Origin of the sequence: Paenibacillus radicibacter, assembly GCF_024721995.1 — a bacterium.
Lineage (GTDB): Bacteria > Bacillota > Bacilli > Paenibacillales > NBRC-103111 > Paenibacillus_AM > Paenibacillus_AM radicibacter.
The window spans coordinates 151,961-177,126 of record NZ_JANQBC010000002.1 but is presented as its reverse complement, the minus strand read 5'-3'; the positions used below and the strand labels follow the sequence as shown (position 1 = coordinate 177,126).

Sequence of the window (25,166 nt, the reverse complement as noted above, 5' to 3'; positions counted from 1 at the left end):
CTCAGCCATTAATATTTTGAGACAAGAGGTGATTCAGGTGAGTGCGACTTTTCATGCTACGACTATTTTTGCGATACGTCATCAAGGTAAGGGTGCAATTGCAGGTGATGGTCAAATCACGTTCGGTAACTCGATGGTGATGAAACAAACAGCTAAAAAAGTAAGGCGTCTTTACAGAGGCAGAGTGATTGCTGGATTCGCGGGGTCGGTTGCTGACGCAATAACCTTATTCGAGAAATTTGAAGGAAAACTGGAAGAGCATCATGGAAATTTACATCGTGCAGCTGTTGAGCTGGCGAAAGATTGGCGTCAAGATCGCGTACTTCGCAAACTTGAAGCAATGATGCTCGTTATGGATGATTCAGGTTTACTACTTATTTCTGGTAATGGAGACATTATTGAACCGGATGACGGGATTGCCGCGATTGGTTCTGGGGGTTCTTTTGCACTCGCAGCAGGTCGGGCGATGCATCGATACGCTTCAAACATGACAGCAGCTGAGATTGCAAAAGCATCACTGGAGACGGCAGCAGATATTTGCGTTTTTACGAATCATAATATCATTGTTGAAGAAATTTAATGGTAAGCCCACTTTGAATAAGGAGGGATTTCATGCAAAAGACCGCTTTAACGCCAAGACAAATTGTAGAGGAACTTGATCGGTATATTATTGGTCAAAAGAAAGCGAAAAAATCAGTCGCTGTTGCGTTACGTAATCGATATCGTCGTTCGCTCTTAGATGAGACGCTGCGAGATGAGATCGTACCGAAAAATATTCTTATGATTGGTCCAACAGGTGTGGGTAAAACCGAAATTGCCCGCAGGCTTGCGAAGTTAGTCGGTGCTCCATTCGTTAAGGTGGAAGCAACGAAGTTTACGGAAGTTGGTTACGTTGGTCGTGATGTGGAATCAATGGTTCGTGATTTGCTCGAAACGTCTATTCGGATGGTTAAAAGCGAACGTATGGAATTAGTTAAGGAAAAAGCGGAAAAGCTTGCTAATGATAGACTTGTTGCGATTCTGGTTCCGAACCCGAAAGCTGCAAAAACGCAAAGAAATCCATTTGAAATGTTATTTGGTGGAGGCAATCAAGCAGAAACAGATGAAGAAGCTGATGTGAAGGATAACGATATCTTGGAGAAACGATCAGCCATGGCCGAAAAGCTATCTCGCGGTGAATTGGAGAATGATCTAGTTGAAGTCGAGATTGAAGAGTCCGCTCCAAACATGTTAGATTTACTCGGCGCCCAAGGCAATGAGGGTATGGGAGCTAACTTGCAGGAGATGCTTGGTTCACTTATGCCGAAGAAGACGAAGAAGCGCAAGCTTCCTATTAAAGAAGCGCGTAAAGTTCTGACGCATGAAGAAGCTCAAAAATTGCTAGATATGGATGATGTTACTCAAGAGGGGCTACGCCTTGCTGAGCAATCAGGAATCATTTTTATTGATGAGATCGATAAAGTTGCTTCTTCTGGAAGAGGCGGAGGTCCTGATGTTTCAAGAGAAGGCGTGCAACGGGACATACTACCTATTGTAGAAGGATCAACAATTATGACCAAGTATGGTCCAATCAAGACAGATTACATCTTGTTTATCGCTGCAGGCGCATTTCATATCGCCAAACCATCTGATTTGATTCCGGAACTGCAGGGTCGATTCCCGATTCGTGTTGAGTTAAGTAATTTGACTTTAGACGAATTTGTGCGTATCCTAACGGAGCCTAAGAATGCACTGACCAAGCAATATACAGCGCTCTTAGAGACGGAAGGGATCGAAGTTGAATTTGCACCTGATGCTGTTCATGAAATGGCTCGAATTGCCGTTGAAGTGAATCAGAATACGGAGAATATTGGTGCCCGCAGATTGCATACGATATTGGAAAAGCTACTTGAGGATTTATCTTTTGAAGCGTCCGAAATCAACCTAGAGAAAATCGTGATCACACCTGAATATGTAAAAGAAAAATTAGCTGAGATCGCACAAAATCGTGACCTAAGTCAGTACATTCTGTAACAACACGACTCACAACTAGAATGAACGTATTGAAAATGGAGGCATAACAAATGACATTATTAGAAAAAACTCGCAGATTAAATAAACTGTTACAGCAGGAAGCAGGAAACTTCGTATCCTTCGTGGATATGGCAGAAGTACTACGTGATGTTGTAAACGCTAATTGCTATGTAGTTAACCGTGATGGTAAAATTCTTGGCTATGCGATTAAAAACCCGCTTTTCTCTTTTGAATTTAGCCGCTTGGTGACAGAAGAAGGTCGTTTCCCTGATAATTACAATAATGCATTATTGAAATACAATGAAACTTCCTCCAACATCTTGCGCGAAAGTGATGAGAATCCTTTCCCACGTGAGGTTCAAGAACATACGGATTATGAGTATTTGTCCATCGTTCCAATCATTGGTGGAAGAGAAAGACTTGGGACTTTAGTCTTATCTAGACTAGATAAATCATTCGGTGATGACGACTTCGTATTGGCAGAATATGGTGCAACTGTCGTTGCTATGGAACTTTTACGTGTTCGTACTGAAGAAGTAGAACATGAAGCACGTAATCGTGCAGTGGTTTCCGTTGCAATTGGCTCTCTTTCCTTTAGTGAGTTAGAAGCAGTTGAACGTATCTTTGAAGAGCTTGATGGTAAAGAAGGTCTTCTTGTTGCATCCAAAATTGCAGATCGCGCGGGTATCACACGCTCTGTAATTGTAAATGCTCTGCGTAAATTGGAAAGTGCTGGAGTAATTGAGACTCGTTCCCTAGGGATGAAGGGTACGTATATTCGTATCCTGAATCAGAACCTACTTGCTGCAATCGAGCAGAACAAACTAAAAAGCTAAGACTGTTTACTCATTAACGAAACAGTCCAGTAAGAGCCCTGTCTTATTAAAAGATAGGGCTTTTTTCTTATTGTAAGTTGGTGGAATTTTATAGATGATTAACGTAGTCAACAAAAAGTAAATTTTATGTATATGTTTGTAACAAAAGATTCATCTAAAATGTCGATTTAAAGAAGGAAATGTGCTTTTTGATAGAGAATACTACACGTCGGAAAAATAATTGTCGAATTAACGAAGAAAAAAATGAGTAAAATAGTCTTTTTTTATAACAAATTGGGGGTAAAACATGTTTCCACTTAATAAACCAGGTGTATTGTTGTTAGAGAGATCGATAGATGCCTCTGCCACTCGACAAAAAGTAGTCGCAAACAATATTGCGAATGTGGACACGCCTAATTTTAAAAGATCTGAAGTTGCCTTTGAGGAACTCCTCGAGCAGCAATTGAACACAAGTGGAAAGCAATTAACAGGTGTTCGTACCGATCCAAGGCATTTTTATATAGGAGCCAAGCCGTTGTCCGCAATAACTCCTGAACTACGAACTGACAACACAACGGCTATGAATAATAATAAAAATAATGTGGACATCGATTATGAAATGTCATTGATGGCTAAGAACCAACTTCGGTATAACACATTGGTTCAACAATTGAATCATGAATTCCAAAGCGTACGCACTGTGATTGAAGGGAGAAGATAATAAATGAGAATTACGAATTCGTTTGATATTAGTTCTTCTGCCTTAACGGCACAGCGGCTTCGCATGGATGTTATCAGTTCTAACATCGCCAATGCGAATACAACAAGAGCACAATTTGTTAATGGAAAGTGGCAGCCTTACGCTAGAAAAATGGTGAACTTCGAACCCAACAATCAACCAACATTCGCTCAAACGCTGCAAGGCGCGATGGCAGATGGAACAGGACAAGGGGTAAAAGTAACCAAGATTGTAGATGATACGACACCGTTCAAACCCGTGTACAACCCTACTCATCCAGATGCTGATGCGAATGGCTACGTGATGATGTCGAATGTAGATGTGATGAAAGAAATGGTAGATATGATCTCTGCAACACGTTCTTATGAAGCAAACGTAACTGCTTTAAATGCTTCTAAAGCAATGATCACGAAAGCATTAGAAATTGGCAGATAGACTAGAGAGGATGAAGGGCTAGAATGATCGACAAAATTAACCCATTGGTTTCAAGCGGAATGTCGGTAACAAATTCGAACAAAGCTGGCGCTGCAGACTTAAGTCAAAAGTTTGGCGATATGTTAAATGATGCTTTGAATCAGTTAAATGAGGGGCAGCAAAAAGTAGAAACGCTTAATGAGTCATTCGCTAAAGGTGAATTATCAGATGTGCACCAGTTGACGATAGCGGCACAGACCTCTGCACTTGCTTTAGAAACTACCGTTCAAATTCGGAACAAAGTAATCGAGGCGTATCAGGACATTATGCGCATGCAGATTTGATCCAAATGGGCTTTCAAACATTTGACAAGGATGAGGTGGCATAGTGAACGAAACACTGCTCCAATATCGGAATAAAATCCAACAGTATTGGACTCGATTAAGTAAGAAGCAAAAAGGAATCTTGATCGCATCAGTCGCACTATTGATTCTAGCGGGGATAATCGTTTCCTTGAGTATGTCGAGAACAGTATACACCCCTGTATTTACAAACTTACAACCGGATGCAGCGGCATCCATTAAGAAAAATTTAGAATCTGCAGGAATACAGTACAAGCTTAGTCCAGATGGCAAGTCCATCTCTGTGCCCGAGAATAAATCGGCATCGGTTATGATCGATTCTGCTTCACAGAATTGGATGACAGGTGGATCAGGCGGCTATGAAATCTTCCGAGATTCAGGTTCACTTACAACAACGGATAAAGAATTTAACGTAAAATATGTAGATGCCTTGCAAGGTGAGCTACGCAAGATGATCCGCAGTATTCAAGCAATCTCGGATGCGAATGTTGTGATTAACAAACCTGAGGAATCTGCATTTTTATCAAAACAAAAGGATCAAGCAAGTGCTTCTGTCGTACTACAAGTAAAAGATGGATACCAGCTTGATCAGAACAAAGTGGATACCGTGTATAATCTCGTGTCCCATAGTGTAATGAATTTACCGACGGATCGTATTACAGTTTCGGATCAATATGGCAAGACGTACAAACCTTCAAATGGTGAGGGGGCAAATAACAGTCTAACTAGCCTAGGTAGTATTGAAAGTCATATGGATATCAAGTCAAAGTTTGAAAAAGATATCAAAAACAGTGTAAGCACACTTTTAGGTACTTTCTTTGGACCTGATAAGATTATCGTCAATGTCACATCGAATATGAACTTCGATCAGAAGAATACGGTTGAAAAATTAGTTACAGCACCGAATCAATTGGACCAAAAAGGGTTAGAAATCTCCTTGCAGGAAGCTTCTGAATCTTATACAAGTGATGGTGGGGCTGCTGCAGGCGGTGTACCAGGAACAGGCCAAACTGATGTACCTACATATCCAACTGGCGCTAATGCAGGCAAGACAAATTCAGAAAAAACAACACGCACTGTAAATTCGGAAGTGAATCATATCACGAACAATATTGTGCGTACTCCTTATGAACTAAAAGATTTAAGTATTACGGTTGGGGTAGAGCCGCCGAATAAGAATGATCCAGCTTCGCTGACACCAGAAGTACGTGAGCCGATTGAAAGAGCTTTAGTCTCTATTGTCCGTGCTGCTCTTGGTAATGTGAATCCAGCAATAACAGATGATGAACTTGCAAAGAAAGTGAATGTAATTCCGCACTCATTTGCACAAACACCTGGAACAGTACCAACAAATTCGAATGTAAATTGGATTTATGCGGGTATTGGTGGTTTAGCGGCATTATTAATTGGACTTGGTGTGTTTGCAGTGGTCAGAAGCAGACGTAAGAGAGCTGCTGAAGAGTATGATTATGATGCACCAGTTACGGTTGAACACCCAAGTATTAGTATTGAAAATGTTTCAAATGACAATCAAGTACGTAAACAGCTCGAAACTCTTGCGAAGAAGAAACCTGAGGAATTCGTAAGTTTACTTCGTACATGGTTAGTAGAGGAATAGAGGTGAACTTATTTGGCTAGATCTTCACAACAAGGGTTAACTGGTCGTCAGAAGGCAGCAATTCTCCTCATTAGCTTAGGACCAGAAGTGTCAGCACAAGTATTCAAACACCTAAATGAAGAAGAAATTGAACAGTTGACGATGGAGATCGCTAACGTAAGAAAGGTAGACGCAGCAGACAAAGATATGATCATCTCTGAGTTCTATCAGATTTGTCTTGCCCAAGAATACATCTCGCAAGGCGGTATTGCGTATGCGAAGGACATTCTTGAGAAGGCACTGGGCTCTCAGAAAGCTATTGATATTATCAATAAGCTAACGATGACACTCCAAGTTAGACCGTTTGACTTTGCACGTAAAGCTGATCCAACACAAATTTTAAACTTCATTCAAAATGAGAACTCACAGACGATTGCTCTCGTTCTTGCTTATCTACAACCTGATCAATCTTCCATTATCTTATCTTCCTTGCCGCAAGAAAAGCAGGCAGAGGTTGCGAAGAAGATTGCATTGATGGATTCGACTTCACCTGAAGTTATCTCTCAAGTTGAGCGTGTGCTCGAACAGAAGTTATCATCGACGGTTACTCAAGACTATACATCTGCAGGCGGAATTTCAGCGATCGTACAAATCCTCAATGGAGTTGACCGCGGTACGGAAAGAACGATTCTGGATTCTCTTGAAATTCAAGATCCAGAGCTTGCTGAAGAAATTAAGAAACGGATGTTTGTATTCGAAGATATCGTTAACATCGATAATCGCTCGATTCAACGTATTATTCGTGATGTGGAAAATGCAGATTTGCAGCTTGCGCTTAAAGTGGCGAGTGAAGAAGTTCGCGATGCGATCTTCCGCAACATGTCCAAGCGTATGGTGGAAACGTTCAAAGAAGATATGGAATTCATGGGACCTGTTCGTTTGCGTGACGTTGAAGAAGCACAAACTCGCATTGTGGCGACGATTCGTCGCTTAGAAGAAGCAGGGGAAATCATCATAGCTCGTGGTGGAGGAGATGATATTATTGTCTAACGTGATCAAGCCAATCTCCTATCGATCGTTGGATGATAAGAAAATTATCGAAGCTGTCTCACTTGATTATTTACGTAGTTCAATAGATCTAGCAGATGATGAAGAAGAAAAAGAGTGGTCGGCTAGACAACGCAAGAAATTAGAAGAAGCAGAACAACTCAAGAGTCAAATCATCGGTGATGCAGAGGCGTTCGCTGAAGCTCAAATTGCGCAAGCGGTTGAAGAAGCGAACCTCGTGAAAGATCAAGTTCGAGAGGATATCGACACTTGGTGGGCAGAACGTCGTGCGGATGATGAAGAGCTCGTTAACACTGCAAAAGCAGATGGATATGAGCAAGGTTACGCTGAGGGGATTACCAAAGCGGAGGATGAGATCTTATCTCGTTATGAAACGATGCTTATGGAAGCACGAGCCATCTTAGATGATGCGCACAAGATTAAGGAGCAAATCATTGGTGAGTCAGAACCATTCTTAATCGAACTCAGTTCCTCTATTGCAGAGAAAGTCATTAGTCGTCAATTAAGTATCGAACCAGAGTGGACATTAGAAATGATTCGAAATGTACTGGCGCGCAGACAGGAGAAAGGTGTCATTACCCTCTGTGTGTCGCCTAAACATTTTGCTTACATTAACAATGCTCGTGAGGAATTATTGATGTCGATTGATTCTCAGGCTGAGTTGCAAATCTTACCCGATTCTACAGTGAATGATGAGGGTTGTGTAATCCGTTCATCCTATGGATCAGTTGATGCAAGAATCGATACGCAAATGAAAGAGATTAAGAGTGTGCTCTTGCAAATGGCAGTTCGGGATGAAGGTGATTTGTCGTGAATAGACCTATCCCACAAGCAAGTAAATACACCGAGGCACTAAATAATATCGACACCGTACGTGTAAATGGAAAAGTGACTCAGGTTATTGGTCTTACAGTCGAGTCGGAAGGTCCAGTCGTTAGTATTGGTGAGGTTTGTTACATTTACCCCTTAAAGTCCAAAGAGCCGCTGAAGGCGGAGGTCGTTGGTTTTAAGAGTAACAAGGTTATCTTGATGCCTCTAGGTGAACTCGATTCTATCGGTCCTGGATGTGACGTCGTAGCCACAGGCAAGCCACTTTCTGTTCAAGTTGGGCACGAACTGCTTGGTAAAGTATTAGATGGTCTGGGACAACCGCTGGACGGTTCGTTCCTACCGATGCGAATGGCGAATTACTCGACGAACAATGCACCAAGTAATCCATTAACAAGACCTCGTGTACTCGAACCACTAAGTGTAGGGGTGCGTTGTATTGATGGATTGCTAACGATAGGTAAGGGACAGCGTGTGGGTATTTTTGCAGGATCAGGGGTAGGTAAAAGTACCTTGATGGGTATGATCGCACGCAATACCGAAGCGGATGTTAACGTCATTGCGTTAGTTGGGGAACGTGGTCGCGAGGTACTCGATTTTATTGAACGAGATTTAGGTCCTGAAGGACTAGCTCGGTCAGTCGTCATTGTAGCAACATCTGATCAACCGGCACTTATTCGGATTAAAGGAGCACTCATTGCGACTTCTATTGCTGAATACTTCCGAGATCGCGGTCTCAATGTCATGCTGATGATGGATTCCGTAACACGGTTTGCAATGGCACAGCGTGAAGTTGGACTAGCTGTCGGTGAGCCACCTGCTACAAGGGGTTATACACCTTCGGTGTTTGCGATGTTGCCTAGACTATTAGAACGTTCGGGAACAGCGGCTAAAGGCTCGATAACCGCGTTTTACACGGTTTTAGTTGATGGTGATGATATGAACGAACCGATTGCGGATGCCGTGCGTGGTATTTTGGACGGACATATTGTTCTCGACCGGAATATTGCAAGCAAAGGACATTATCCTGCTATTGATGTGCTGTCGAGTGTGTCGCGTGTTATGACGGAGATCACCTCCAAGGAGCATCAAGACGCTGCTATTCAGCTCAAAAGAATGTTAGCTACCTATCGGGAGTCCGAAGATCTAATCAATCTAGGGGCCTATCAGAAGGGTTCTAATCCTGACATTGATCTTTCGATTGATAATATCAAAGCGATAACTGACTATACGGCGCAAAGTGTGACTGAAAAATTATTAGGTGAAGAAGCGAAAGAACGCTTACTCGCTGAATTCTCAAAAGGATGAGTGATGATCAATGGGCTTTCGCTATACGTTTCAAGGGATTCTCGATTTAAAAGAGTCAGAGCGAAATCAAGCGGAAAGAGAGTTATCTCAATCAATTGGCCAATTACAGCTAGAAGAGTCCTCTTTAAAAGAGTTGCTGGATAATCGACTTCAGATCATTGCTCAAATGAATCAAGCTTCTTCCAAAAGTATTCCAATTGGCCAGATGGTACAGATGCAGCAATATGTAGATCATTTGGACAACCGGATCAAGCTGAAGAATCAAGATGTCCGTGTAGCACAAAGACGTGTGTCTCAAGACCAAGAGCAGCTTACACATTGCATGGTTGATGAGAAAGTTTGGATCAAAGCTCGTGAGAAAGCCTTACAGCTATACACATCTACGCAACTGAAAAAAGAGCAAAATCTTCTTGATGAAATGGCTGCTAGTCGATTTTTGAGAATGTCCACAGGATAAGTGAACAAAATGCATGAGGGTAGGGGGAATGGATAGGGATGGCGAACACCAATACGGAGACAGAGAGTTCCTCTTCTTATGGAGCATTGGAGCGATTTCTAATCTGGTTTCTGATACCTATCGTTTTTACAGCGGTATTGTTAGGCGTGTTGCTTACGATTTTGGATTTCGATGTGATGCGTGGGGTGCAAAATGCACTTCATAACATTCCAGGAGTGAGTAAACTTGTACCTGCACCAAAAGAGAAATCAACGGATCCGAAATCATCAGCGACATCTCCTGAACAAGAAGTGAAAGCAAAAGACGATACAATTGATCAGTTAAATGGAAAAATTGCTGAGTTAGAGAGCAAGATCGAACAATCAAATGGAAATGTAACGCAAAAAGATGATGAAGTAAAAGATTTACAATTTAAGAATTCGGCTTTGGAAGATAAGTTAAAAGCCAAAATTCAGAGTGATGTTGATTTTACAAAGCAAGTTCAAGATTTATCAAGTTTATTTGCAAAAATGAATCCTAGTAAAGCAGCGCCTATATTGGAAAATATGACGCTCAAGGAATCCGTACTCGTTCTAACAATGATGAAATCCGATGATCGTGTAAAGGTTTTAGAAAAGATGGACCCGAAAAAAGCAGCAGAAGTTTCTGTTGCACTAAAAGATGGAGCATCACTGCGTGATCTTGAAGCAGCAGCTCAGGAAGAGCGTCAGAAACTTGCTCAAGAAGCTGCAGGTAAAGGAAAGACGATGACTTCAGATGATCTTGGACAAACCTTTGCTAATATGATTCCGAAGAGTGCAGCAAGCTTGTTAATCGCTATGCATGATGTTACACCTGCTAAGGTGAAGACGATCCTAACCTCGATGGATGCAGGATCTCGTGCACGGGTAATGTCCGCAATGACAGACTTGAATAAAGATGCAGCAGCGAACATTGCTGAGTTGTTAACAAAGTAGTACCGTTATGTGCTTTGAAAGGAGGTGAAAAAGAAAATGAACGCACAAATGCCAGCCTTATCAATCTCAGCACCTACGACTTCCGTAAACGCGACTTCAAGTGGTAGTAAGCAACTAGGTCAATCCTCCGGTTCAACGGGTAAGGATGTATTTGCAGGACTACTTGTATCTCAAGTTGGCACAGAACCAACTAGTGAGCAAATGGATGCTAATATGAGCGTCATGATGGCACTATCTATCCTGCCTCCGACGATTGAGTCGATGCAAGACAGTCCAATTGATGCGAATGTTGCTGAGCAGCTCGTACAAGCGATTCAGAACGATCCTGCACTCGCTCAAGAGATAACGAATGATCCGAATATACAGCAGTGGTTACAAGATGCAATGGCGCTCTTACAAGCTATGAATACTACAAGTGGTTCCAACTCATCACAGTTGCTTCAATCGAATCAGACGTTATTAAACCTGTCGGTAGATGGTGGGTCATTACAAACGAGTGAATTGCAGCAAGTACTGCTTCAATTTACACAGCTTATGGACAAACAACCGGATCAACCATTTGTTCAGCATCTACAAGCTCAGCTTCAGAACGTATTAGCACCTTACAACGAGGCGATAGCAGCAAGTCTAAACCCGAATAGTCAGCTAAGTGCAGCCATTGAATCTAGCACTCTGGTTTCTGGTGATAATAGTCAACCTGTTGAGAAGCTAGATAACAAACAAGCGATTACTGCTTCTACAAAAAGCGACACTACTGATGGCAAGAGAATGGTGACAGTTGAATCTACGGATCGGGTGAAAAATGTAGCGAAGGCGAGCGCATCCCTTGAGTTATTGACGTCAAAAGGAGCTTTGAGTGCTGCTCAGCTAGTGAATCCTGATTCAAGTGAATCTGTTCACCAAGATGCATCGATTGCGGTTGATGATGCAACCAACATTAATGTCGTGCAAGCTGGAAACGTACTGAAAGAATTAACGGGAACAGCAAGTGATGTGGCGAAAGCAGCTACGCCTACGATGAACGCAGCAAACTTTGCAGAAGAAATGAGTCGTTTCGTCTTTAAATCTCTTCAAGTTAAAGTTGGGGAAGGCGTATCTGAAGCGAAGTTAAGCTTGTATCCACAGCATTTAGGACATATTGATGTCAAAATTACGATGCAAAACGGACATATGATGGCTCAGTTTGCTGCACAAACAGCAGCTGCCAAAGAATTGCTTGAAAGCCAACTTCCACAGCTAAGACAAATGCTTCAAAATCAAGGTTTACAAGTCGAAAAGCTTGAAGTTGCTCTAAGCAGCCAGTTTGGCTCATCGATGTTCCAACAACAGCAGCGTGGTCAAGCATTCCAACAAGAACGTCGTTCTGGAAACACAGGCGATTCGGTCAACAATATTACATATACAACTAGCGACAACGAATTGTTACAGGAAATTGCTGAAGCGAAAGAACGAATCAGAGAGCGCAGCACAGGTGGTCTCTTCCAAGCTTCTGTTTAGTTTAGCAAATTGAATAACGAGAAAGGAGAGGCTAATATATGGCAGATTCTCTTTTTGTAAATCCGAAGGATGTGATTGGTAAACCAGCATCCGGTCAACCAACGAAGAAAGAACCAGGTTCGGTTCTCGGGAAGGATGACTTCCTTAAGCTGCTTATTACACAGCTACGAAACCAAGATGCTATGCAGCCCATGCAGGATAAAGAGTTTATCGCTCAGATGGCACAATTTACGTCAGTTGAACAGTTGGGCAACATGACAAGTGAATTGAAATTACTTCGTCAATCACTAGGTTCTGCATCTTCCTTAATTGGAAAATCCGTAACTTGGATGACACAAAGTGAAACAGGAGAGCTAGCTCCCAAGTCTGGCGTTGTCGATTCCATTCTTATACGGGGCGGCGTTCAATATGCGAGCGTGAAGGGTGAAGAAATTCCTCTAGATAAAGTCGTTAAGATTGAGAATGACAATCCGAAAACGAATCCGGAGGACGCAAATGGCGGATAAAATAACCATTGGGCATATGTATCCAAATGGTATTCATCCCTCCGCATTACGCAAAGCACCTGCTACTGACAAATCGATTAGCACAGGGGCTCAAGCAACTCCGTTTCAGCACATATTGGACAAACAATTTGTTCGGTTTAGTCACCATGCTGAAATGCGCTTACAACAACGAGGAATTGAACTTAAGCCTGAACAACTCATGAAGCTTGAAACAGCGATTGACAAGGCTGCTGCAAAAGGCGCAAAAGACACACTTATGGTACTAGGTGGAACCGCACTAATTGTGAATGTACCGAATCGGACAGTCGTAACTGCTATGGATGGGTTATCCATGAAGGATAATGTGTTCACTCAAATTGATAGTGCAGTTGTTATTTCATAGGGCCGGACCCTAACGGGAAGCCCATACTTTCGTGGATCGATCGAAGCGAAAGTAAATCTAATACGTGTGATACGAAATGGAGGATGTTCCATGTTAAGGTCTATGTATTCTGGTGTTTCAGGTATGAGAGGTTTTCAAACGAAGTTAGACGTAATTGGTAACAACATCGCGAACGTAAATACGGTAGGTTTTAAAGGCGGCCGCGTGATGTTTAAAGATATTCTAAGTCAGACAGTATCCGGTATTACTGCTCCTGAGGCAGGAGCAGTCGGCGGTGTGAATGCGAAGCAGATTGGTCTAGGCGTAGGTATTGCTGCAATGGACACCATTCATACACCAGGTAGTGCAATGACGACGAACGTTCCAACGGATGTTCGTATTGATGGAGATGGATTCTTCGCATTGAAAGAAACAGAGGACGGTCCTACGCTGCTTAGCCGTGCAGGTAACTTTACTCTAGATGCAGCTCGTCAATTGGTGAATGCAGATGGTTTGTTCGTTCTTGGACCAGGTGGAGAAACAATCACTTTGGATGATGATACAGAAGCATTTGCAATTTCCAAGACAGGTCAAATTATCGAAAAGAAAACAGATGGATCAACTGTAAATGATAAAGTAATCGGACTTGTCAATGTGATTAACCCTGCTGGTCTTGAGAAGGTAGGCGGCAACTTATACCGCATGAACCAAAACTCAGTAGAAGATGTAGAAGGTGTTGAGATTGTAAATCCAATGACAGATGGACTTGGTGCAATTATCTCTGGCGCACTTGAAATGTCCAACGTGGATTTGACGGCTGAATTTACAGAAATGATCGTTGCTCAGCGTGGATTCCAAGCGAACTCCAGAATCATTACAACTTCAGATGAAGTACTTCAAGAAGTGGTGAATCTGAAACGATAATTCGTAAGTAATTAGATTAAGGTTAAAGGGGGAGAGTCAATCTCCCCTAAACCAAATATTGGAGGAGAATAATGATTTCTCTTACGCGTCTTAACGGTAAAAAGATCATAGTCAATGCGATTTTAATCGAAGTAATCGAGGAGACTCCGGATACGATGATTACGCTGACGACTGGCAAAAAGATCACAGTTCTTGAGAAATCGACTGTGCTAGTCGAGCTTGTACAGCAATATATGCAGAACATTGGGGCTGTTCGGGCGGCCGTATTGTCACAAGAAACAAAGGAGGATTCTTAACATGAAAAATCGTTTATTATCTATGGTTATCATTATTTTAATATCGATTACGCTAATCTTGGTTGCCTCTTTCTTTATTTGGAATTACATGGACAAAAGTTCGGCTACAGAAACAGGAGTAACGACAGAAACAAAAGCAACGAAAGCACCTACACCCAAAGAAGTTAAAGCAAATACCGTAATTGTAAAAGAAATAGCGACAAACTTAATGCCAATTACAAGCGTAGTGCGTATCTCACTTGCATTTGAACTCGAAAATTCAAAAACGAAGGAAGACTTCGAAAACTTACTTGATTCGCAAGTTAAAGGCACGATCATCCGAACATTAAATGACATGACAGTGGATCAATTGCAAGGTAGCAAAGGAAATGACAACCTTGTCTCTGCCTTGATGAATCGCTTGAATCCGCTACTTAAACGAGGAACAATCAAGCAAATCTCAATCACTGACAAAGTGATTCAGTAGCTTTTCATGGTATATGAATTCATGCATGAAGGGGGTGACTTCGATGGTTGATGTGTTATCGCAAAATGAGATAGATTCCTTACTGGCAGCCTTATCTTCCGGTGAAATGGATGCAGAGGAATTAAAGAAGGAAGAGTCCGAGAAAAAAGTACGAGCTTACGATTTTAAAAGGGCAGTTCGCTTTTCGAAAGATCACATTCGCAGCTTAACTCGAATTCATGAAAATTTTGCTCGATATTTAACGACGTATTTCTCCGCTCAACTTCGTACATTTGTACAAATTAACGTTGTTCAAGTCGAGCAGTTGCCATATGACGAATTTATTCGTTCCATTCCCAAAATGACCATTTTAAACATTTTCGAAGCGGAACCTTTGGAAGGAAGAATGGTTCTGGAGGTTCACCCCAACGTAGCTTTTGCTATGCTGGATCGCCTACTCGGCGGGGTTGGTGTATCTCCTACAAAAATAACAGCTTTAACTGAAATTGAAACGATAGTAATCGAGCGCATTTTCTCGAGAGCTTTTGAAAGTCTTCAAGAAGCTTGGAAAACGATCATTGATCTTAAGCCACGACTAGAAGCATTAGAAACGAATCCGCAGTTCATGCAGATTGTATCTCCGAATGAGACGATTGCATTGATCTCGCTCAGCACGAAGATTGGCGATACAACAGGGATGATTAATTTATGTATTCCGCACGTTGTGATTGAGCCGATCATGCATAAGCTTTCTGTACATCACTGGTTTGTTTCACAAAAGAAAACAAGAGCACAAGAAGAAATTGATGCACTTCAGACTCGCTTAACGAAAGCAGAACTGCCAATTATTGCTGAACTTGGTTCATCGCAAATTACGATCAATGAATTTTTAAATTTAGGTCCAGGCGATGTAATCAAATTAGATAAATCGGTTGATCAACCTCTTGATCTGAAGGTCGGAGAGCTTTTGAAATACGTAGGCAGCCCTGGTACGGTTAAAGGGAAGATGGCCGTTCAAATTACAGAAATCGTTAGAAGCGAAGGGGTTGAGAAGAATGACGGGTAAAGATTATTTATCACAAGAAGAAATTGATGCTTTGTTAAGACAAACAAGTGAAACAGCTGCAAGTAGTGTTGTAGATCCAAATCCACAGGTAGAAGATTACTTGTCCATGTTGGAACAAGATGCTCTAGGTGAGATTGGTAATATTACATTTGGCTCTGCTGCGACAGCATTATCAACACTCCTTGGGAAAAAGGTAGAAATCACAACGCCGCAAGTTTCCGTTATCGCTAAAGATCAACTGATTCGCGAATTCCCAAGACCGCACGTTGCTGTTCATGTGAACTATGTGGAAGGTTTTCATGGCATTAATCTACTTGTTATTCAGACGAGAGATGCACAAGTTATCGCCGATTTAATGATGGGTGGCGATGGTCATCCAGCTGCTGATGATCTATCTGAGATTCATATTAGCGCTGTGCAAGAAGCGATGAATCAGATGATGGGATCTTCGGCAACGTCGATGTCAACGATCTTTAATCGATTTGTCAATATTTCCCCTCCAGGAATTGACATATTAAATTTGCCTGAGGGAGAAGGGAAATTGCCTCAGGAAGACGTATTAATAAAGGTGTCCTTTCGTTTAACGATTGGCGATTTAATTGATTCCAATATTATGCAATTGCTTCCGATTCCATTTGCTCGTGAGATGGTGACTAGTTTAATAGGAGATGCGAGTATGCCAATAGAACCTGAACCAATTCAAGCTCAGCCGGTTGTTCAGTCAGCACCACCAACGAATCGTGTTCAAGAAACACCACCGCATACAGCTCAGACAACACCTATGGTAGCGCACTACGAGCAACCAATCATACCGAATTATGCACCACAGCAGCCACAATATGATCCTGGTTACCAAAATCCGATGTATCAGCAACAACCAATGCCTACACATCAACCAGCAGCATATGGTGGAATGCCTAATCGCAACGTGAATGTTCAACCTGCACAGTTCGGTGATTTAGCAGCAGAGGGATATGGACAAGTAGATGCAACCAACTTGGGACTTTTACTTGATATTCCACTGAAAGTAACTGTAGAACTCGGTCGAACACATAAAGTGATTAAAGAAATCTTGGAGTTGTCACAAGGATCAATTATCGAACTCGACAAATTGGCGGGAGAGCCAGTTGATATTCTTGTTAACAATAAAATGATTGCTAAAGGTGAAGTAGTCGTTATCGATGAGAATTTCGGGGTACGTGTCACTGATATTGTGAGTCAATGGGACCGCATGCAAAAGATTAGATAACTCATTTTTAGGAGGACTGTATTTACAATGGCAAACCGAATTTTAATTGTTGATGATGCTGCATTTATGAGAATGATGATCCGTGATATTTTGACGAAGAATGGTTACGAAGTTTGCGGTGAAGCAAATGACGGAGCGCAGGCGATTGAAAAATATAAAGAACTGCACCCTGATCTAATTACGATGGACATTACAATGCCTGAGATGGACGGTATTCAAGCATTGAAAGAAATTAAGAAGATTGATCCGAATGCTAAAGTAATCATGTGTTCCGCAATGGGTCAACAAGCGATGGTTATCGATGCCATTCAAGCAGGTGCTAAAGACTTTATCGTGAAGCCTTTCCAAGCAGATCGTGTAATCGAAGCTATCAAGAAAACTTTAGGTTAAGCCCTGGCTTAACACTGCCGAAGGGAATGTAACCATTGAGACGTAGACCCACTAAACTACATCTGCTGACGCCTAGCATTGCGGCTTTCTTCGTTTCTTTTTCAACTGTTGCCTATGCAAGTGATGAACTACCAAGTGATGTAAAGGGTGTAGGCAGCAGTGGTAGTTATGATAATTTCATGTTGCTAATGAAAGTGATTGGGGTATTGCTGCTTATGCTTGCCCTCTTTTATGGCTTAATGAGACTAATCACGAGAAAGAACCGCATGACGAAGTTTGGTCGATCAGTCCGATCAATGGGAGGCGTCCCACTCGGTCCAAACAAATCCATTCAGATTGTTGAAATAGGCCATTTCTTATACATTGTCGGTGTTGGTAATGACATTCGCGTGCTGGACAAAATTGATGATCCAGAAGAAATTGCTTACATAACTGACGTACTTGCAGAACGAACTGCCTCCCCGCAGTTTCCTTCTGTAATGCAGTGGATTCAAAATTTGCGTAATAAAAATGTAGAAACTCCAAGCGATGATGATGTGACTGCATCTTTTCAACAAGTGTTAGCCCAGAAAATGAAGCATACGCAGAATCGCAACAAAAGAGTCGAACAGTTATTACAGAACAAGCAATCAGATGCAGATCGGTTGAATGACGAATGACAAAAAAGAGACTGCTTTTCTTAACGATAATTGCGAGTATCATGATGTTTTCGTTTGGAGCGAATACTGCTCTAGCAGCTGATCCCATTCCAGGCATCAACCTGAATATAGGCTCATCTACGGGTGCAGAGGGTGCATCGAGTACCATATCGTTATTGTTGCTACTAACGGTGCTAAGCCTAGCTCCATCGATTCTGATCTTAATGACAAGCTTTACCCGAATTGTAATCGTCCTCGGATTTGTACGTACATCACTTGGTACGCAGCAAATGCCACCCAACCAAGTGTTGATTGGGTTAGCGTTATTCCTTACGTTTTTTATTATGGCGCCGACAATCGGGGAAGTGAATCAAACGGCCATTCAGCCTTATATCAAGGGTGAGATTAACCAGACGATTGCTTTGGAAAAAGCAGCGTTGCCACTTAAAAAGTTCATGTGGGATCATACGCGTACGAAAGATCTGAAGTTATTTGTGGACTATGCGAAAGCAGAAGAGCCAACAGGACCCGAAGATGTCTCATTAACTACGCTTGTCCCAGCTTTTGCGATATCGGAATTGAAGTCAGCATTCACAATGGGATTTATGATCTTTATTCCATTCCTCGTCATTGATATGATCATCGCGTCAACCCTGATGGCTATGGGGATGATGATGTTGCCGCCAGTTATGATCTCACTTCCGTTTAAGATCCTACTGTTTATTCTTGTAGATGGTTGGTATTTGGTTGTGAAGTCGCTACTGCTGAGCTATACGTGAGTGGGGGGAGTACATGAGTCCAGAATTTGTTATTCGTGTAGCTAGTGAAGCTGTATTCGTTGTTCTAAAAGCAAGTGCACCCATGCTTCTCATCGCTTTAGGCGTTGGACTAATTATTAGTATTTTCCAAGCAACAACTCAAATTCAAGAACAGACGCTTGCATTTGTTCCGAAAATTGTAGCTGTGCTCATTGCTTTACTCTTATTTGGTCCATGGATCATGACGATACTTGTTGATTATACGTATGGCATTTTGAATAATCTTTACAAATACATCGGGTAGGTTGTGAATGAGATGGAAATTGTTCAACAACTTCTCCCTACATTTTTGCTTATTTTGTGTCGAATTAGCGCTTTCTTTGTCGTAACGCCTATCTTTTCTTCGCGAAATGTGCCGATGCAATTTAAGATTGGACTCGCTGTTATGGTGTCCTACATTGTGTTTGCAGCAATTGGAACACAGACACCAGTCCCGCTGGACTTTCAATTTGTGTTTGCCATTATACGCGAGATATTAGTAGGTTTGTTGCTCGGCTTCGTTGCTTATATGTTCTTTACTGTTGTTCAGATCGCAGGTTCGTTCATGGATCTACAAATTGGATTCGGGATGTCGAATATTATTGATCCGATGACAGGTGTATCTGCACCGTTAATTGGTAACTACAAGTTTATGCTGGCTGTGATGCTATTCTTCGCTTTTAATGCACATCACACGCTTTTACAAGCAATTATGGACAGTTATGAGTGGGTTCCACTTATGAATGACACATTTGCAAAAATGTATGATGGTCAAATTTCTACGTTCCTCGTTCAGACTTTTGCGAAGGTGTTTGAATTGGCATTTCAGATTGCAGCACCCGTTGTTGCTGTATTGTTCTTAACAGATGTCGGGCTTGGATTACTGACCCGAGTAGCGCCACAATTTAATATTTTCGTTATTGGTATTCCTTTGAAAATTATTGTAGGTGTTGCACTAGTCGTTATTCTAATGCCTGAGATGTTAACGATCTTCCAAGATGTATTCGTAAACATGTTCCGCACAATGGAAAATTTGATGAATGTCATCGGCGGTAATACGAAGTAACCATTCATTGATTGTCCAAGTGGGGGTGAGAAAGTCCATGAAGCCATATGCTTTGCAGCTTGATTTGCAGTTGTTTTCCCAAGAGAAAACAGAACGTGCAACACCCAAGAAAAGGCAGGAAGCACGTGAAAAAGGTCAAGTAGCAAAAAGCATGGAGCTGCCAGCTGCGTTAATCTTATTTTTCACCTTCCTGTTTTTTTTCTTGTACGGCGGCAGCATGAAAACTAAGCTGACAGATCTGATGAATGACACATTAAATAATCGTTTGTTGATGGAAATGACGATGGAGAATCTCCAAGCGTATTTTACGACCTTGCTGTATGACAGCTTTTTGATATTAGCACCGATTTTGCTTTTAACTTTAGTGTTCGCCTTGGTCGCGAATTATGCACAAGTCGGTATTTTATTTACAACTAAGCCACTTATGGTCGAGCTTAATAAGCTTAATCCGATCGAAGGCTTCAAGCGTATTTTCTCTATGCGATCGGCAATTGAATTTGTGAAGTCGATTTTAAAAACATTCATAATCGGGATTGTCGTTTTCCTTACATTCTGGAATGAGAAAGAAAAGCTGCTAACGATTGGTCACATGCCTGTTGAGCAGTCCCTGTCTTATGTATCCCATATCACACTCATGTTGGGTATTAAGATTGGGGCAATCCTAATTGCTTTAGCTGTATTCGACTACATGTACCAGAAGTATGAATATGAGAAAAGTTTGCGGATGTCGAAGCAAGACATTAAGGATGAATATAAGAAGTCCGAAGGGGACCCGCTCATCAAATCGAAGATTAAGGAAAAGCAGCGGCGCATGGCGCTAATGCGGATGATGCAGGAAATTCCGAAAGCGGATGTTATTATTACAAACCCGACGCACTTTGCAGTAGCGATTAAGTATGAATCCGGCAAAATGGATGCGCCAACTGTAATTGCTAAGGGTACGGATTATGTCGCGCAAAAAATAAAAGAAAAAGCAAGAGAACATGGCATTGTGACGATGGAAAATAAACCTCTAGCTCGTGCTTTATACGCGCAAGTTGATATTGGTTCATCGATTCCGGCAGACTTGTTCCAAGCAGTAGCTGAAGTGCTAGCATACGTGTATAAAGCCAAAGGCAAAGGAGCTAGCCGGGAGAGGAGGGCGTAAAGCATGAAAACAAGAGATCTGGTCGTACTTATAGGAATCATCGGTATTGTTTTAATGATGGTAGTGCCTGTTAATATCCATCTACTCGACTTTCTTTTGATTATTAACATTTCTGCTGCATTACTTATATTGCTTGTCGGGATGAATACGCAAAACGCTCTTGAATTTTCGATTTTTCCATCCCTATTATTGATTACAACGTTGTTTCGATTGGCACTAAACATCTCGACGACAAGAAACATTTTGTCTGAAGCCAAAGCAGGTTCTGTTGTTGAAGCGTTCGGCTCGTTCGTAGCAGGCGGAAGCTTAGTTGTTGGTTTCGTTGTCTTCTTCATTCTTGTACTTGTACAGTTTATCGTTATTACCAAAGGTTCTGAGCGGGTAGCGGAAGTTGCAGCTCGCTTTACACTCGATGCGATGCCAGGTAAGCAGATGAGTATTGATGCGGACCTCAACGCAGGTATGATTAATGAAGTACAAGCGCGTGAGCGTAGAAGAAATATTGAACGTGAAGCAGATTTCTATGGAGCGATGGATGGTGCGTCTAAGTTCGTAAAAGGGGACGCAATCGCGGGAATCATCATGCTGATTATCAATATTCTCGGCGGATTGATTATCGGCATGACGATGAAAGGCTTCTCCATTGGAGAGGCGTTAGAAGTATACGGTATTTTGACAATTGGTGACGGATTGGTATCCCAAATTCCAGCCTTGCTGATCTCAACATCGGCAGGTATTATCGTGACGCGTGCTGCCTCTGACGGTAACTTAGGTCACGACATTACGTCGCAAATTACAGCTCATCCAAAGTTATTGTATATCGTAGCAGCAACTTTGGCTTTCTTAGGAATTTTTACGCCGATTCATTGGTATGTCACAATTCCAATTGGAGTTATTCTCGCCTTTAGCGCTTACCGCATGCAGCAGAATCTTGATCGGAAACAAGTTGAAGAAGAACATGCAGTGGAAGAGCAGCAAATCGAGGAAGTTCGCTCACCAGAGAGTGTCATTTCCTTGCTGCAAGTTGATCCAATCGAGTTTGAGTTTGGGTATGGCTTAATTCCACTTGCTGATGCGCAGCAGGGCGGCGATTTGTTGGATCGCATTATTCTAATCCGCAGACAATGTGCGCTTGAATTAGGTATTGTTGTTCCAGTCATTCGAATTCGTGACAATATTCAATTGAGACCGAATGAGTACATCATTAAGATCAAGGGTAATACCGTTGCAAGAGATGAGCTGTTGCTTAATCACTACTTAGCAATGAGCCCAGGTATTGAAGATGAGTCGATTTCGGGTATTGAGACGAGGGAGCCTGCATTTGGTTTCCCTGCACTTTGGATTGATGAAGCGACGAAAGAACGTGCAGAACTATCGGGTTATACGGTTGTAGACCCACCTTCTGTTGTTGCCACTCATCTGACTGAAGTTATTAAAAAGCATGCACATGAATTGCTTGGACGTCAGGAAACGAAGACCCTTATTGATAATGTTAGAGAAACGTATCCTGCACTTGTGGATGATCTTATTCCGAATGTATTGTCCATTGGTGAAGTACAGAAAGTACTTAACAAGCTGCTTCGTGAAAAAGTTTCCGTTCGTGACCTTGTGACGATCTTAGAGTCGTTAGCAGATTACGGTACGTATACCAAAGACCCTGAAGTACTTGCCGAATATGTACGTCAAGCCTTATCCAGACAAATCACACAACAATTCACAGCGACAGGCGATACGTTAAAAGTAATTACGGTAGGTCCTTCACTTGAGAAGAAAATTTCGGAGTCCGTCCAGCAATCGGATCAAGGCTCATATTTAGCACTGGACCCGTCTTCTTCACAACTTGTATTCCACAAAGTCAATGAACAAGTCGTGAAGATGATGCAATCCGGTCATCAACCACTTATATTAACTTCTCCGACAATCCGGATGTACTTAAGACAATTGTTAGAGCGTTCGATGCAGGAAATTCCTGTACTGTCTTATAGTGAACTTGAGCCGAGTGTTGAAATTCAAAGCGTGGGAGTTGTTAATTTATGAGGGTAAAGCGTTATGTCGTCGATTCGATGCCAGATGCCCTACACAAAATCCGAAGCGAATTAGGTAACGATGCAGTGATATTAAATACCAAGGAAGTCCGTCTAGGCGGGTTTCTTGGTTTTTTCGCTAAAAAGAAAATTGAAGTTGTAGCCGCAATTGATGAATCAGCAAGTAAAACTAATGCAGCCGAACAAGCAGCTGCAAATGCTTTTATGGCAATGGTACCTCAGATTAAGACACAACCTATTGTCCCACCCGTTATCATCCCTGAAAGCAGACTGGCGGCGGAAGCACCAATTGTACCTCCACTTGTAAGAGCGCCGTCCATCTCTGTACAAACTAATGACCGAGCAACTTTCCCAATTGCTACACCAGTTGCTGCTCCAGCAGTCGAACAAGTTGATTCCAGTCGCAAACGTGCAGAAGATCAATTGTTGACAGAAATTAAGTTGATGAAGGAAATGATGAGTAAGCTTGCACTATCCAATCAGAGTGGTGGGCAAGCTATCCAACCTGAAATTGTGAAGTGGTATGAGAATCGTCTGACGGATCAAGAGATTAGTTCCGAGATCGTTCAGGATTTGTTGCAACATGCAATTGAGGAAAGCCGTACAGCGGAAGTGGAATTAAGTAACGATTTTATTCGAGAGTCGCTCACTAAGCAGTTAAAAGCTATTTTCCAAAAAGGCAATCAATCGACCTTACATCCGCAAACTCGCATCGTACACTTTGTAGGACCAACTGGTGTTGGTAAGACAACGACAATTGCAAAGCTTGCGGCTGAACAAGTGCTTAAAGATCGACGTAAAGTCGGATTTATTACTTCGGATACGTACCGAATTGCAGCGATTGAACAACTCAAGACGTACGCCAACATCTTAAATGTACCAATTGAAGTGGTTTTCTCACCCCAAGATTTAAATAAAGCGTTCACGAGCCTACATGATGTTGATGTGATCTTTATGGATACAGCAGGGCGGAATTATCGCAATGAAATGTATGTTTCGGAGCTACATGCCTTGCTTCAATCAGAAGGACAAAGCGAGACGTATCTGGTTCTAAGCTTGACGACGAAATATCGCGATATGAAAGTGATCATCGATCATTTTTCTAAATTTAAACTAGATAAAGTGCTCTTAACCAAAATGGACGAGACGGACTCATACGGCTGCATAGTGAACATTGTGCATGAGTTTGGTTTAACCATTTCATACATGACAGATGGTCAAAATGTACCTGACGATATCATTCTTTTTAACGAAGACAAGTTAATTGATCTCATATTGGGGGAGTATTCTGGTGAATGATCAGGCACAGACCTTGCGAAACCTTGTACAGATACAAGGGTCAAGTGAGATGAAACGTACTCGTGTTTTGACAGTGACAAGTGGTAAAGGTGGTGTCGGTAAATCTAATTTCACATTGAATCTAGCATTAGCCTTGCAAGCAAAAGGGCTTAAGGTGTTAATTTTTGATGCTGATTTAGGAATGTCGAATATTGATGTATTAATGGGATTGACGCCGCAATACAACTTGTACCATCTGTTAAAACGACAAAAAACGATATGGGATATTATCCAAAAAGGAACTCGGGGCATTGAATTTATTTCAGGAGGTTCCGGTTTTAACGATCTACTCTCGCTTTCAGAGGAAGAATTAGACTATTTTACAAATCAAGTGGATCAGTTAAATGGATATGCAGATTATATTATTTTCGACACTGGAGCAGGGTTATCGAAAGAAACGTTGAAATTTATCTTAGCGGCTGAGCAAACGATTATCGTAACGACGCCTGAACCACCTGCCATTACGGATGCCTATGCACTGATCAAAATGGTTCATACGATGGGACATAAAGTGTCATTTAAACTTGTTATCAACCGAGTCACTGACTATAAAGAAGGCAAACAAACCGCTGACAAGATTCGACTCGTTGCGGAACAATTTTTAAATTTGAACATTTCATCCTTGGGCTATATTGATGACGATACGCATGTATCGAAGGCAGTGAAGCAGCAGATCCCTTTTACGATTGCCTATCCGAATTGTGGAGCGACTCGCAGCATTCATAACATTGCCAGTGGATTTATTTCGGGTCAATCGAATGTGCTAGTGGATAGTGATACGAACGGCGTGAAAGGAATTATCGGGAAGATTTTTCGTTTCATGCAAAAATAATCACCTCGCCGC

At 41.9% G+C, this 25,166-nt stretch carries 29 protein-coding genes; all 29 read left to right on the top strand.

Annotated elements, in window-relative coordinates; translation table 11 throughout:
* Positions 1 to 37: 37 nt before the first annotated feature.
* The 29 genes from hslV (at position 38) to NV379_RS05835 (ending at position 25,154) form a co-directional block, all read left to right on the top strand.
* The gene (gene hslV / locus NV379_RS05975) at positions 38 to 580 is read left to right on the top strand and encodes an ATP-dependent protease subunit HslV (RefSeq protein ID WP_258206380.1); all 543 of its coding nucleotides are present in this window, start codon (positions 38 to 40) and stop codon (positions 578 to 580) included.
* A gap of 32 nt (positions 581 to 612) precedes the next feature.
* The gene (gene hslU / locus NV379_RS05970; protein ID WP_258206379.1) at positions 613 to 2,013 is read left to right on the top strand and encodes an ATP-dependent protease ATPase subunit HslU; all 1,401 of its coding nucleotides are present in this window, start codon (positions 613 to 615) and stop codon (positions 2,011 to 2,013) included.
* A 50-nt stretch (positions 2,014 to 2,063) separates the two neighbouring features.
* Positions 2,064 to 2,849 carry a GTP-sensing pleiotropic transcriptional regulator CodY gene (gene codY / locus NV379_RS05965; protein ID WP_258206378.1) on the top strand — a complete coding sequence of 262 codons (786 nt, stop codon included), beginning with the start codon at positions 2,064 to 2,066 and terminating at the stop codon, positions 2,847 to 2,849.
* A 286-nt stretch (positions 2,850 to 3,135) separates the two neighbouring features.
* Positions 3,136 to 3,549, top strand: a complete 414-nt coding sequence (gene flgB / locus NV379_RS05960) for a flagellar basal body rod protein FlgB (protein WP_258206377.1) — start codon at positions 3,136 to 3,138, stop codon at positions 3,547 to 3,549.
* Positions 3,550 to 3,552: 3 nt separating this feature from the next.
* Positions 3,553 to 4,002, top strand: a complete 450-nt coding sequence (gene flgC, locus NV379_RS05955; RefSeq protein WP_258206376.1) for a flagellar basal body rod protein FlgC — start codon at positions 3,553 to 3,555, stop codon at positions 4,000 to 4,002.
* A gap of 23 nt (positions 4,003 to 4,025) precedes the next feature.
* The gene (fliE, locus tag NV379_RS05950; RefSeq protein ID WP_258206375.1) at positions 4,026 to 4,325 is read left to right on the top strand and encodes a flagellar hook-basal body complex protein FliE; all 300 of its coding nucleotides are present in this window, start codon (positions 4,026 to 4,028) and stop codon (positions 4,323 to 4,325) included.
* A gap of 43 nt (positions 4,326 to 4,368) precedes the next feature.
* On the top strand, positions 4,369 to 5,961 hold the full coding sequence (gene fliF, locus NV379_RS05945; RefSeq protein ID WP_258206374.1) for a flagellar basal-body MS-ring/collar protein FliF: 1,593 nt from the start codon (positions 4,369 to 4,371) through the stop codon (positions 5,959 to 5,961).
* Between the two features lie 12 nt (positions 5,962 to 5,973).
* Positions 5,974 to 6,990: a flagellar motor switch protein FliG gene (gene fliG / locus NV379_RS05940; protein WP_258206373.1), complete on the top strand. Its 1,017-nt coding sequence runs from the start codon at positions 5,974 to 5,976 to the stop codon at positions 6,988 to 6,990.
* Positions 6,983 to 7,822 carry a FliH/SctL family protein gene (locus NV379_RS05935; protein WP_258206372.1) on the top strand — a complete coding sequence of 280 codons (840 nt, stop codon included), beginning with the start codon at positions 6,983 to 6,985 and terminating at the stop codon, positions 7,820 to 7,822. Before fliG ends, NV379_RS05935 begins: the two co-directional genes overlap by 8 nt.
* A complete protein-coding gene (gene fliI / locus NV379_RS05930; protein WP_258206371.1) occupies positions 7,819 to 9,144 on the top strand; it encodes a flagellar protein export ATPase FliI in 1,326 nt (441 codons plus the stop codon). Before NV379_RS05935 ends, fliI begins: the two co-directional genes overlap by 4 nt.
* Before the next feature lie 10 nt (positions 9,145 to 9,154).
* The gene (gene fliJ, locus NV379_RS05925; RefSeq protein ID WP_258206370.1) at positions 9,155 to 9,601 is read left to right on the top strand and encodes a flagellar export protein FliJ; all 447 of its coding nucleotides are present in this window, start codon (positions 9,155 to 9,157) and stop codon (positions 9,599 to 9,601) included.
* Between the two features lie 38 nt (positions 9,602 to 9,639).
* Positions 9,640 to 10,557 (top strand): MotE family protein, encoded by a 918-nt coding sequence (locus NV379_RS05920; RefSeq protein ID WP_258206369.1) that lies wholly within the window; start codon positions 9,640 to 9,642, stop codon positions 10,555 to 10,557.
* A gap of 36 nt (positions 10,558 to 10,593) precedes the next feature.
* Positions 10,594 to 12,054, top strand: coding sequence for a flagellar hook-length control protein FliK (locus tag NV379_RS05915; RefSeq protein ID WP_258206368.1), 1,461 nt, complete (start codon positions 10,594 to 10,596; stop codon positions 12,052 to 12,054).
* Positions 12,055 to 12,092: 38 nt separating this feature from the next.
* Entirely contained in the window at positions 12,093 to 12,560 is a 468-nt protein-coding gene (locus NV379_RS05910; RefSeq protein WP_258206367.1) for a flagellar hook capping FlgD N-terminal domain-containing protein, read from the top strand.
* Complete coding sequence (locus tag NV379_RS05905) at positions 12,550 to 12,942, top strand: TIGR02530 family flagellar biosynthesis protein (protein ID WP_258206366.1); 393 nt, start codon at positions 12,550 to 12,552, stop codon at positions 12,940 to 12,942. The genes NV379_RS05910 and NV379_RS05905 overlap by 11 nt, the downstream gene beginning before the upstream one ends.
* A gap of 90 nt (positions 12,943 to 13,032) precedes the next feature.
* Complete coding sequence (gene flgG, locus NV379_RS05900; RefSeq protein ID WP_258206365.1) at positions 13,033 to 13,845, top strand: flagellar basal body rod protein FlgG; 813 nt, start codon at positions 13,033 to 13,035, stop codon at positions 13,843 to 13,845.
* A gap of 71 nt (positions 13,846 to 13,916) precedes the next feature.
* Positions 13,917 to 14,141, top strand: coding sequence for a flagellar FlbD family protein (locus tag NV379_RS05895; protein WP_258206364.1), 225 nt, complete (start codon positions 13,917 to 13,919; stop codon positions 14,139 to 14,141).
* A gap of 1 nt (position 14,142) precedes the next feature.
* The gene (locus NV379_RS05890; RefSeq protein WP_258206363.1) at positions 14,143 to 14,607 is read left to right on the top strand and encodes a flagellar basal body-associated FliL family protein; all 465 of its coding nucleotides are present in this window, start codon (positions 14,143 to 14,145) and stop codon (positions 14,605 to 14,607) included.
* A 43-nt stretch (positions 14,608 to 14,650) separates the two neighbouring features.
* The gene (fliM, locus tag NV379_RS05885) at positions 14,651 to 15,652 is read left to right on the top strand and encodes a flagellar motor switch protein FliM (RefSeq protein ID WP_258206362.1); all 1,002 of its coding nucleotides are present in this window, start codon (positions 14,651 to 14,653) and stop codon (positions 15,650 to 15,652) included.
* On the top strand, positions 15,642 to 16,901 hold the full coding sequence (gene fliY / locus NV379_RS05880; RefSeq protein WP_258206361.1) for a flagellar motor switch phosphatase FliY: 1,260 nt from the start codon (positions 15,642 to 15,644) through the stop codon (positions 16,899 to 16,901). Before fliM ends, fliY begins: the two co-directional genes overlap by 11 nt.
* A 27-nt stretch (positions 16,902 to 16,928) precedes the next feature.
* Positions 16,929 to 17,291, top strand: coding sequence for a response regulator (locus tag NV379_RS05875; protein ID WP_258206360.1), 363 nt, complete (start codon positions 16,929 to 16,931; stop codon positions 17,289 to 17,291).
* Positions 17,292 to 17,326: 35 nt separating this feature from the next.
* Positions 17,327 to 17,950: a flagellar biosynthetic protein FliO gene (locus NV379_RS05870; RefSeq protein ID WP_258206359.1), complete on the top strand. Its 624-nt coding sequence runs from the start codon at positions 17,327 to 17,329 to the stop codon at positions 17,948 to 17,950.
* A complete protein-coding gene (gene fliP, locus NV379_RS05865; RefSeq protein ID WP_258206358.1) occupies positions 17,947 to 18,708 on the top strand; it encodes a flagellar type III secretion system pore protein FliP in 762 nt (253 codons plus the stop codon). Before NV379_RS05870 ends, fliP begins: the two co-directional genes overlap by 4 nt.
* 13 nt (positions 18,709 to 18,721) lie before the next feature.
* Positions 18,722 to 18,991: a flagellar biosynthesis protein FliQ gene (gene fliQ / locus NV379_RS05860; protein ID WP_258206357.1), complete on the top strand. Its 270-nt coding sequence runs from the start codon at positions 18,722 to 18,724 to the stop codon at positions 18,989 to 18,991.
* 12 nt (positions 18,992 to 19,003) lie between these two features.
* Positions 19,004 to 19,792 carry a flagellar biosynthetic protein FliR gene (fliR, locus tag NV379_RS05855; RefSeq protein ID WP_258206356.1) on the top strand — a complete coding sequence of 263 codons (789 nt, stop codon included), beginning with the start codon at positions 19,004 to 19,006 and terminating at the stop codon, positions 19,790 to 19,792.
* Between the two features lie 37 nt (positions 19,793 to 19,829).
* Positions 19,830 to 20,939 (top strand): flagellar biosynthesis protein FlhB, encoded by a 1,110-nt coding sequence (gene flhB / locus NV379_RS05850; protein ID WP_258206355.1) that lies wholly within the window; start codon positions 19,830 to 19,832, stop codon positions 20,937 to 20,939.
* Between the two features lie 3 nt (positions 20,940 to 20,942).
* Positions 20,943 to 22,976, top strand: a complete 2,034-nt coding sequence (flhA, locus tag NV379_RS05845) for a flagellar biosynthesis protein FlhA (protein ID WP_258206354.1) — start codon at positions 20,943 to 20,945, stop codon at positions 22,974 to 22,976.
* On the top strand, positions 22,973 to 24,283 hold the full coding sequence (gene flhF, locus NV379_RS05840) for a flagellar biosynthesis GTPase FlhF (RefSeq protein WP_258206353.1): 1,311 nt from the start codon (positions 22,973 to 22,975) through the stop codon (positions 24,281 to 24,283). Before flhA ends, flhF begins: the two co-directional genes overlap by 4 nt.
* The gene (locus tag NV379_RS05835) at positions 24,276 to 25,154 is read left to right on the top strand and encodes a MinD/ParA family protein (RefSeq protein ID WP_258206352.1); all 879 of its coding nucleotides are present in this window, start codon (positions 24,276 to 24,278) and stop codon (positions 25,152 to 25,154) included. The genes flhF and NV379_RS05835 overlap by 8 nt, the downstream gene beginning before the upstream one ends.
* The last annotated feature ends 12 nt before the right edge of the window (positions 25,155 to 25,166 follow it).

Coding starts and splice junctions, on each gene's coding strand:
- hslU (WP_258206379.1), top strand. CDS start 613: ATGCAAAAGACCGCTTTAACGCCAAGACAAATTGTAGAGGAACTTGAT.
- codY (WP_258206378.1), top strand. CDS start 2,064: ATGACATTATTAGAAAAAACTCGCAGATTAAATAAACTGTTACAGCAG.
- flgB (WP_258206377.1), top strand. CDS start 3,136: ATGTTTCCACTTAATAAACCAGGTGTATTGTTGTTAGAGAGATCGATA.
- flgC (WP_258206376.1), top strand. CDS start 3,553: ATGAGAATTACGAATTCGTTTGATATTAGTTCTTCTGCCTTAACGGCA.
- fliE (WP_258206375.1), top strand. CDS start 4,026: ATGATCGACAAAATTAACCCATTGGTTTCAAGCGGAATGTCGGTAACA.
- fliJ (WP_258206370.1), top strand. CDS start 9,155: ATGGGCTTTCGCTATACGTTTCAAGGGATTCTCGATTTAAAAGAGTCA.
- NV379_RS05920 (WP_258206369.1), top strand. CDS start 9,640: ATGGCGAACACCAATACGGAGACAGAGAGTTCCTCTTCTTATGGAGCA.
- NV379_RS05915 (WP_258206368.1), top strand. CDS start 10,594: ATGAACGCACAAATGCCAGCCTTATCAATCTCAGCACCTACGACTTCC.
- NV379_RS05910 (WP_258206367.1), top strand. CDS start 12,093: ATGGCAGATTCTCTTTTTGTAAATCCGAAGGATGTGATTGGTAAACCA.
- NV379_RS05905 (WP_258206366.1), top strand. CDS start 12,550: ATGGCGGATAAAATAACCATTGGGCATATGTATCCAAATGGTATTCAT.
- flgG (WP_258206365.1), top strand. CDS start 13,033: ATGTTAAGGTCTATGTATTCTGGTGTTTCAGGTATGAGAGGTTTTCAA.
- NV379_RS05895 (WP_258206364.1), top strand. CDS start 13,917: ATGATTTCTCTTACGCGTCTTAACGGTAAAAAGATCATAGTCAATGCG.
- NV379_RS05890 (WP_258206363.1), top strand. CDS start 14,143: ATGAAAAATCGTTTATTATCTATGGTTATCATTATTTTAATATCGATT.
- fliM (WP_258206362.1), top strand. CDS start 14,651: ATGGTTGATGTGTTATCGCAAAATGAGATAGATTCCTTACTGGCAGCC.
- fliY (WP_258206361.1), top strand. CDS start 15,642: ATGACGGGTAAAGATTATTTATCACAAGAAGAAATTGATGCTTTGTTA.
- NV379_RS05875 (WP_258206360.1), top strand. CDS start 16,929: ATGGCAAACCGAATTTTAATTGTTGATGATGCTGCATTTATGAGAATG.
- fliP (WP_258206358.1), top strand. CDS start 17,947: ATGACAAAAAAGAGACTGCTTTTCTTAACGATAATTGCGAGTATCATG.
- fliQ (WP_258206357.1), top strand. CDS start 18,722: ATGAGTCCAGAATTTGTTATTCGTGTAGCTAGTGAAGCTGTATTCGTT.
- fliR (WP_258206356.1), top strand. CDS start 19,004: ATGGAAATTGTTCAACAACTTCTCCCTACATTTTTGCTTATTTTGTGT.
- flhB (WP_258206355.1), top strand. CDS start 19,830: ATGAAGCCATATGCTTTGCAGCTTGATTTGCAGTTGTTTTCCCAAGAG.
- flhA (WP_258206354.1), top strand. CDS start 20,943: ATGAAAACAAGAGATCTGGTCGTACTTATAGGAATCATCGGTATTGTT.
- flhF (WP_258206353.1), top strand. CDS start 22,973: ATGAGGGTAAAGCGTTATGTCGTCGATTCGATGCCAGATGCCCTACAC.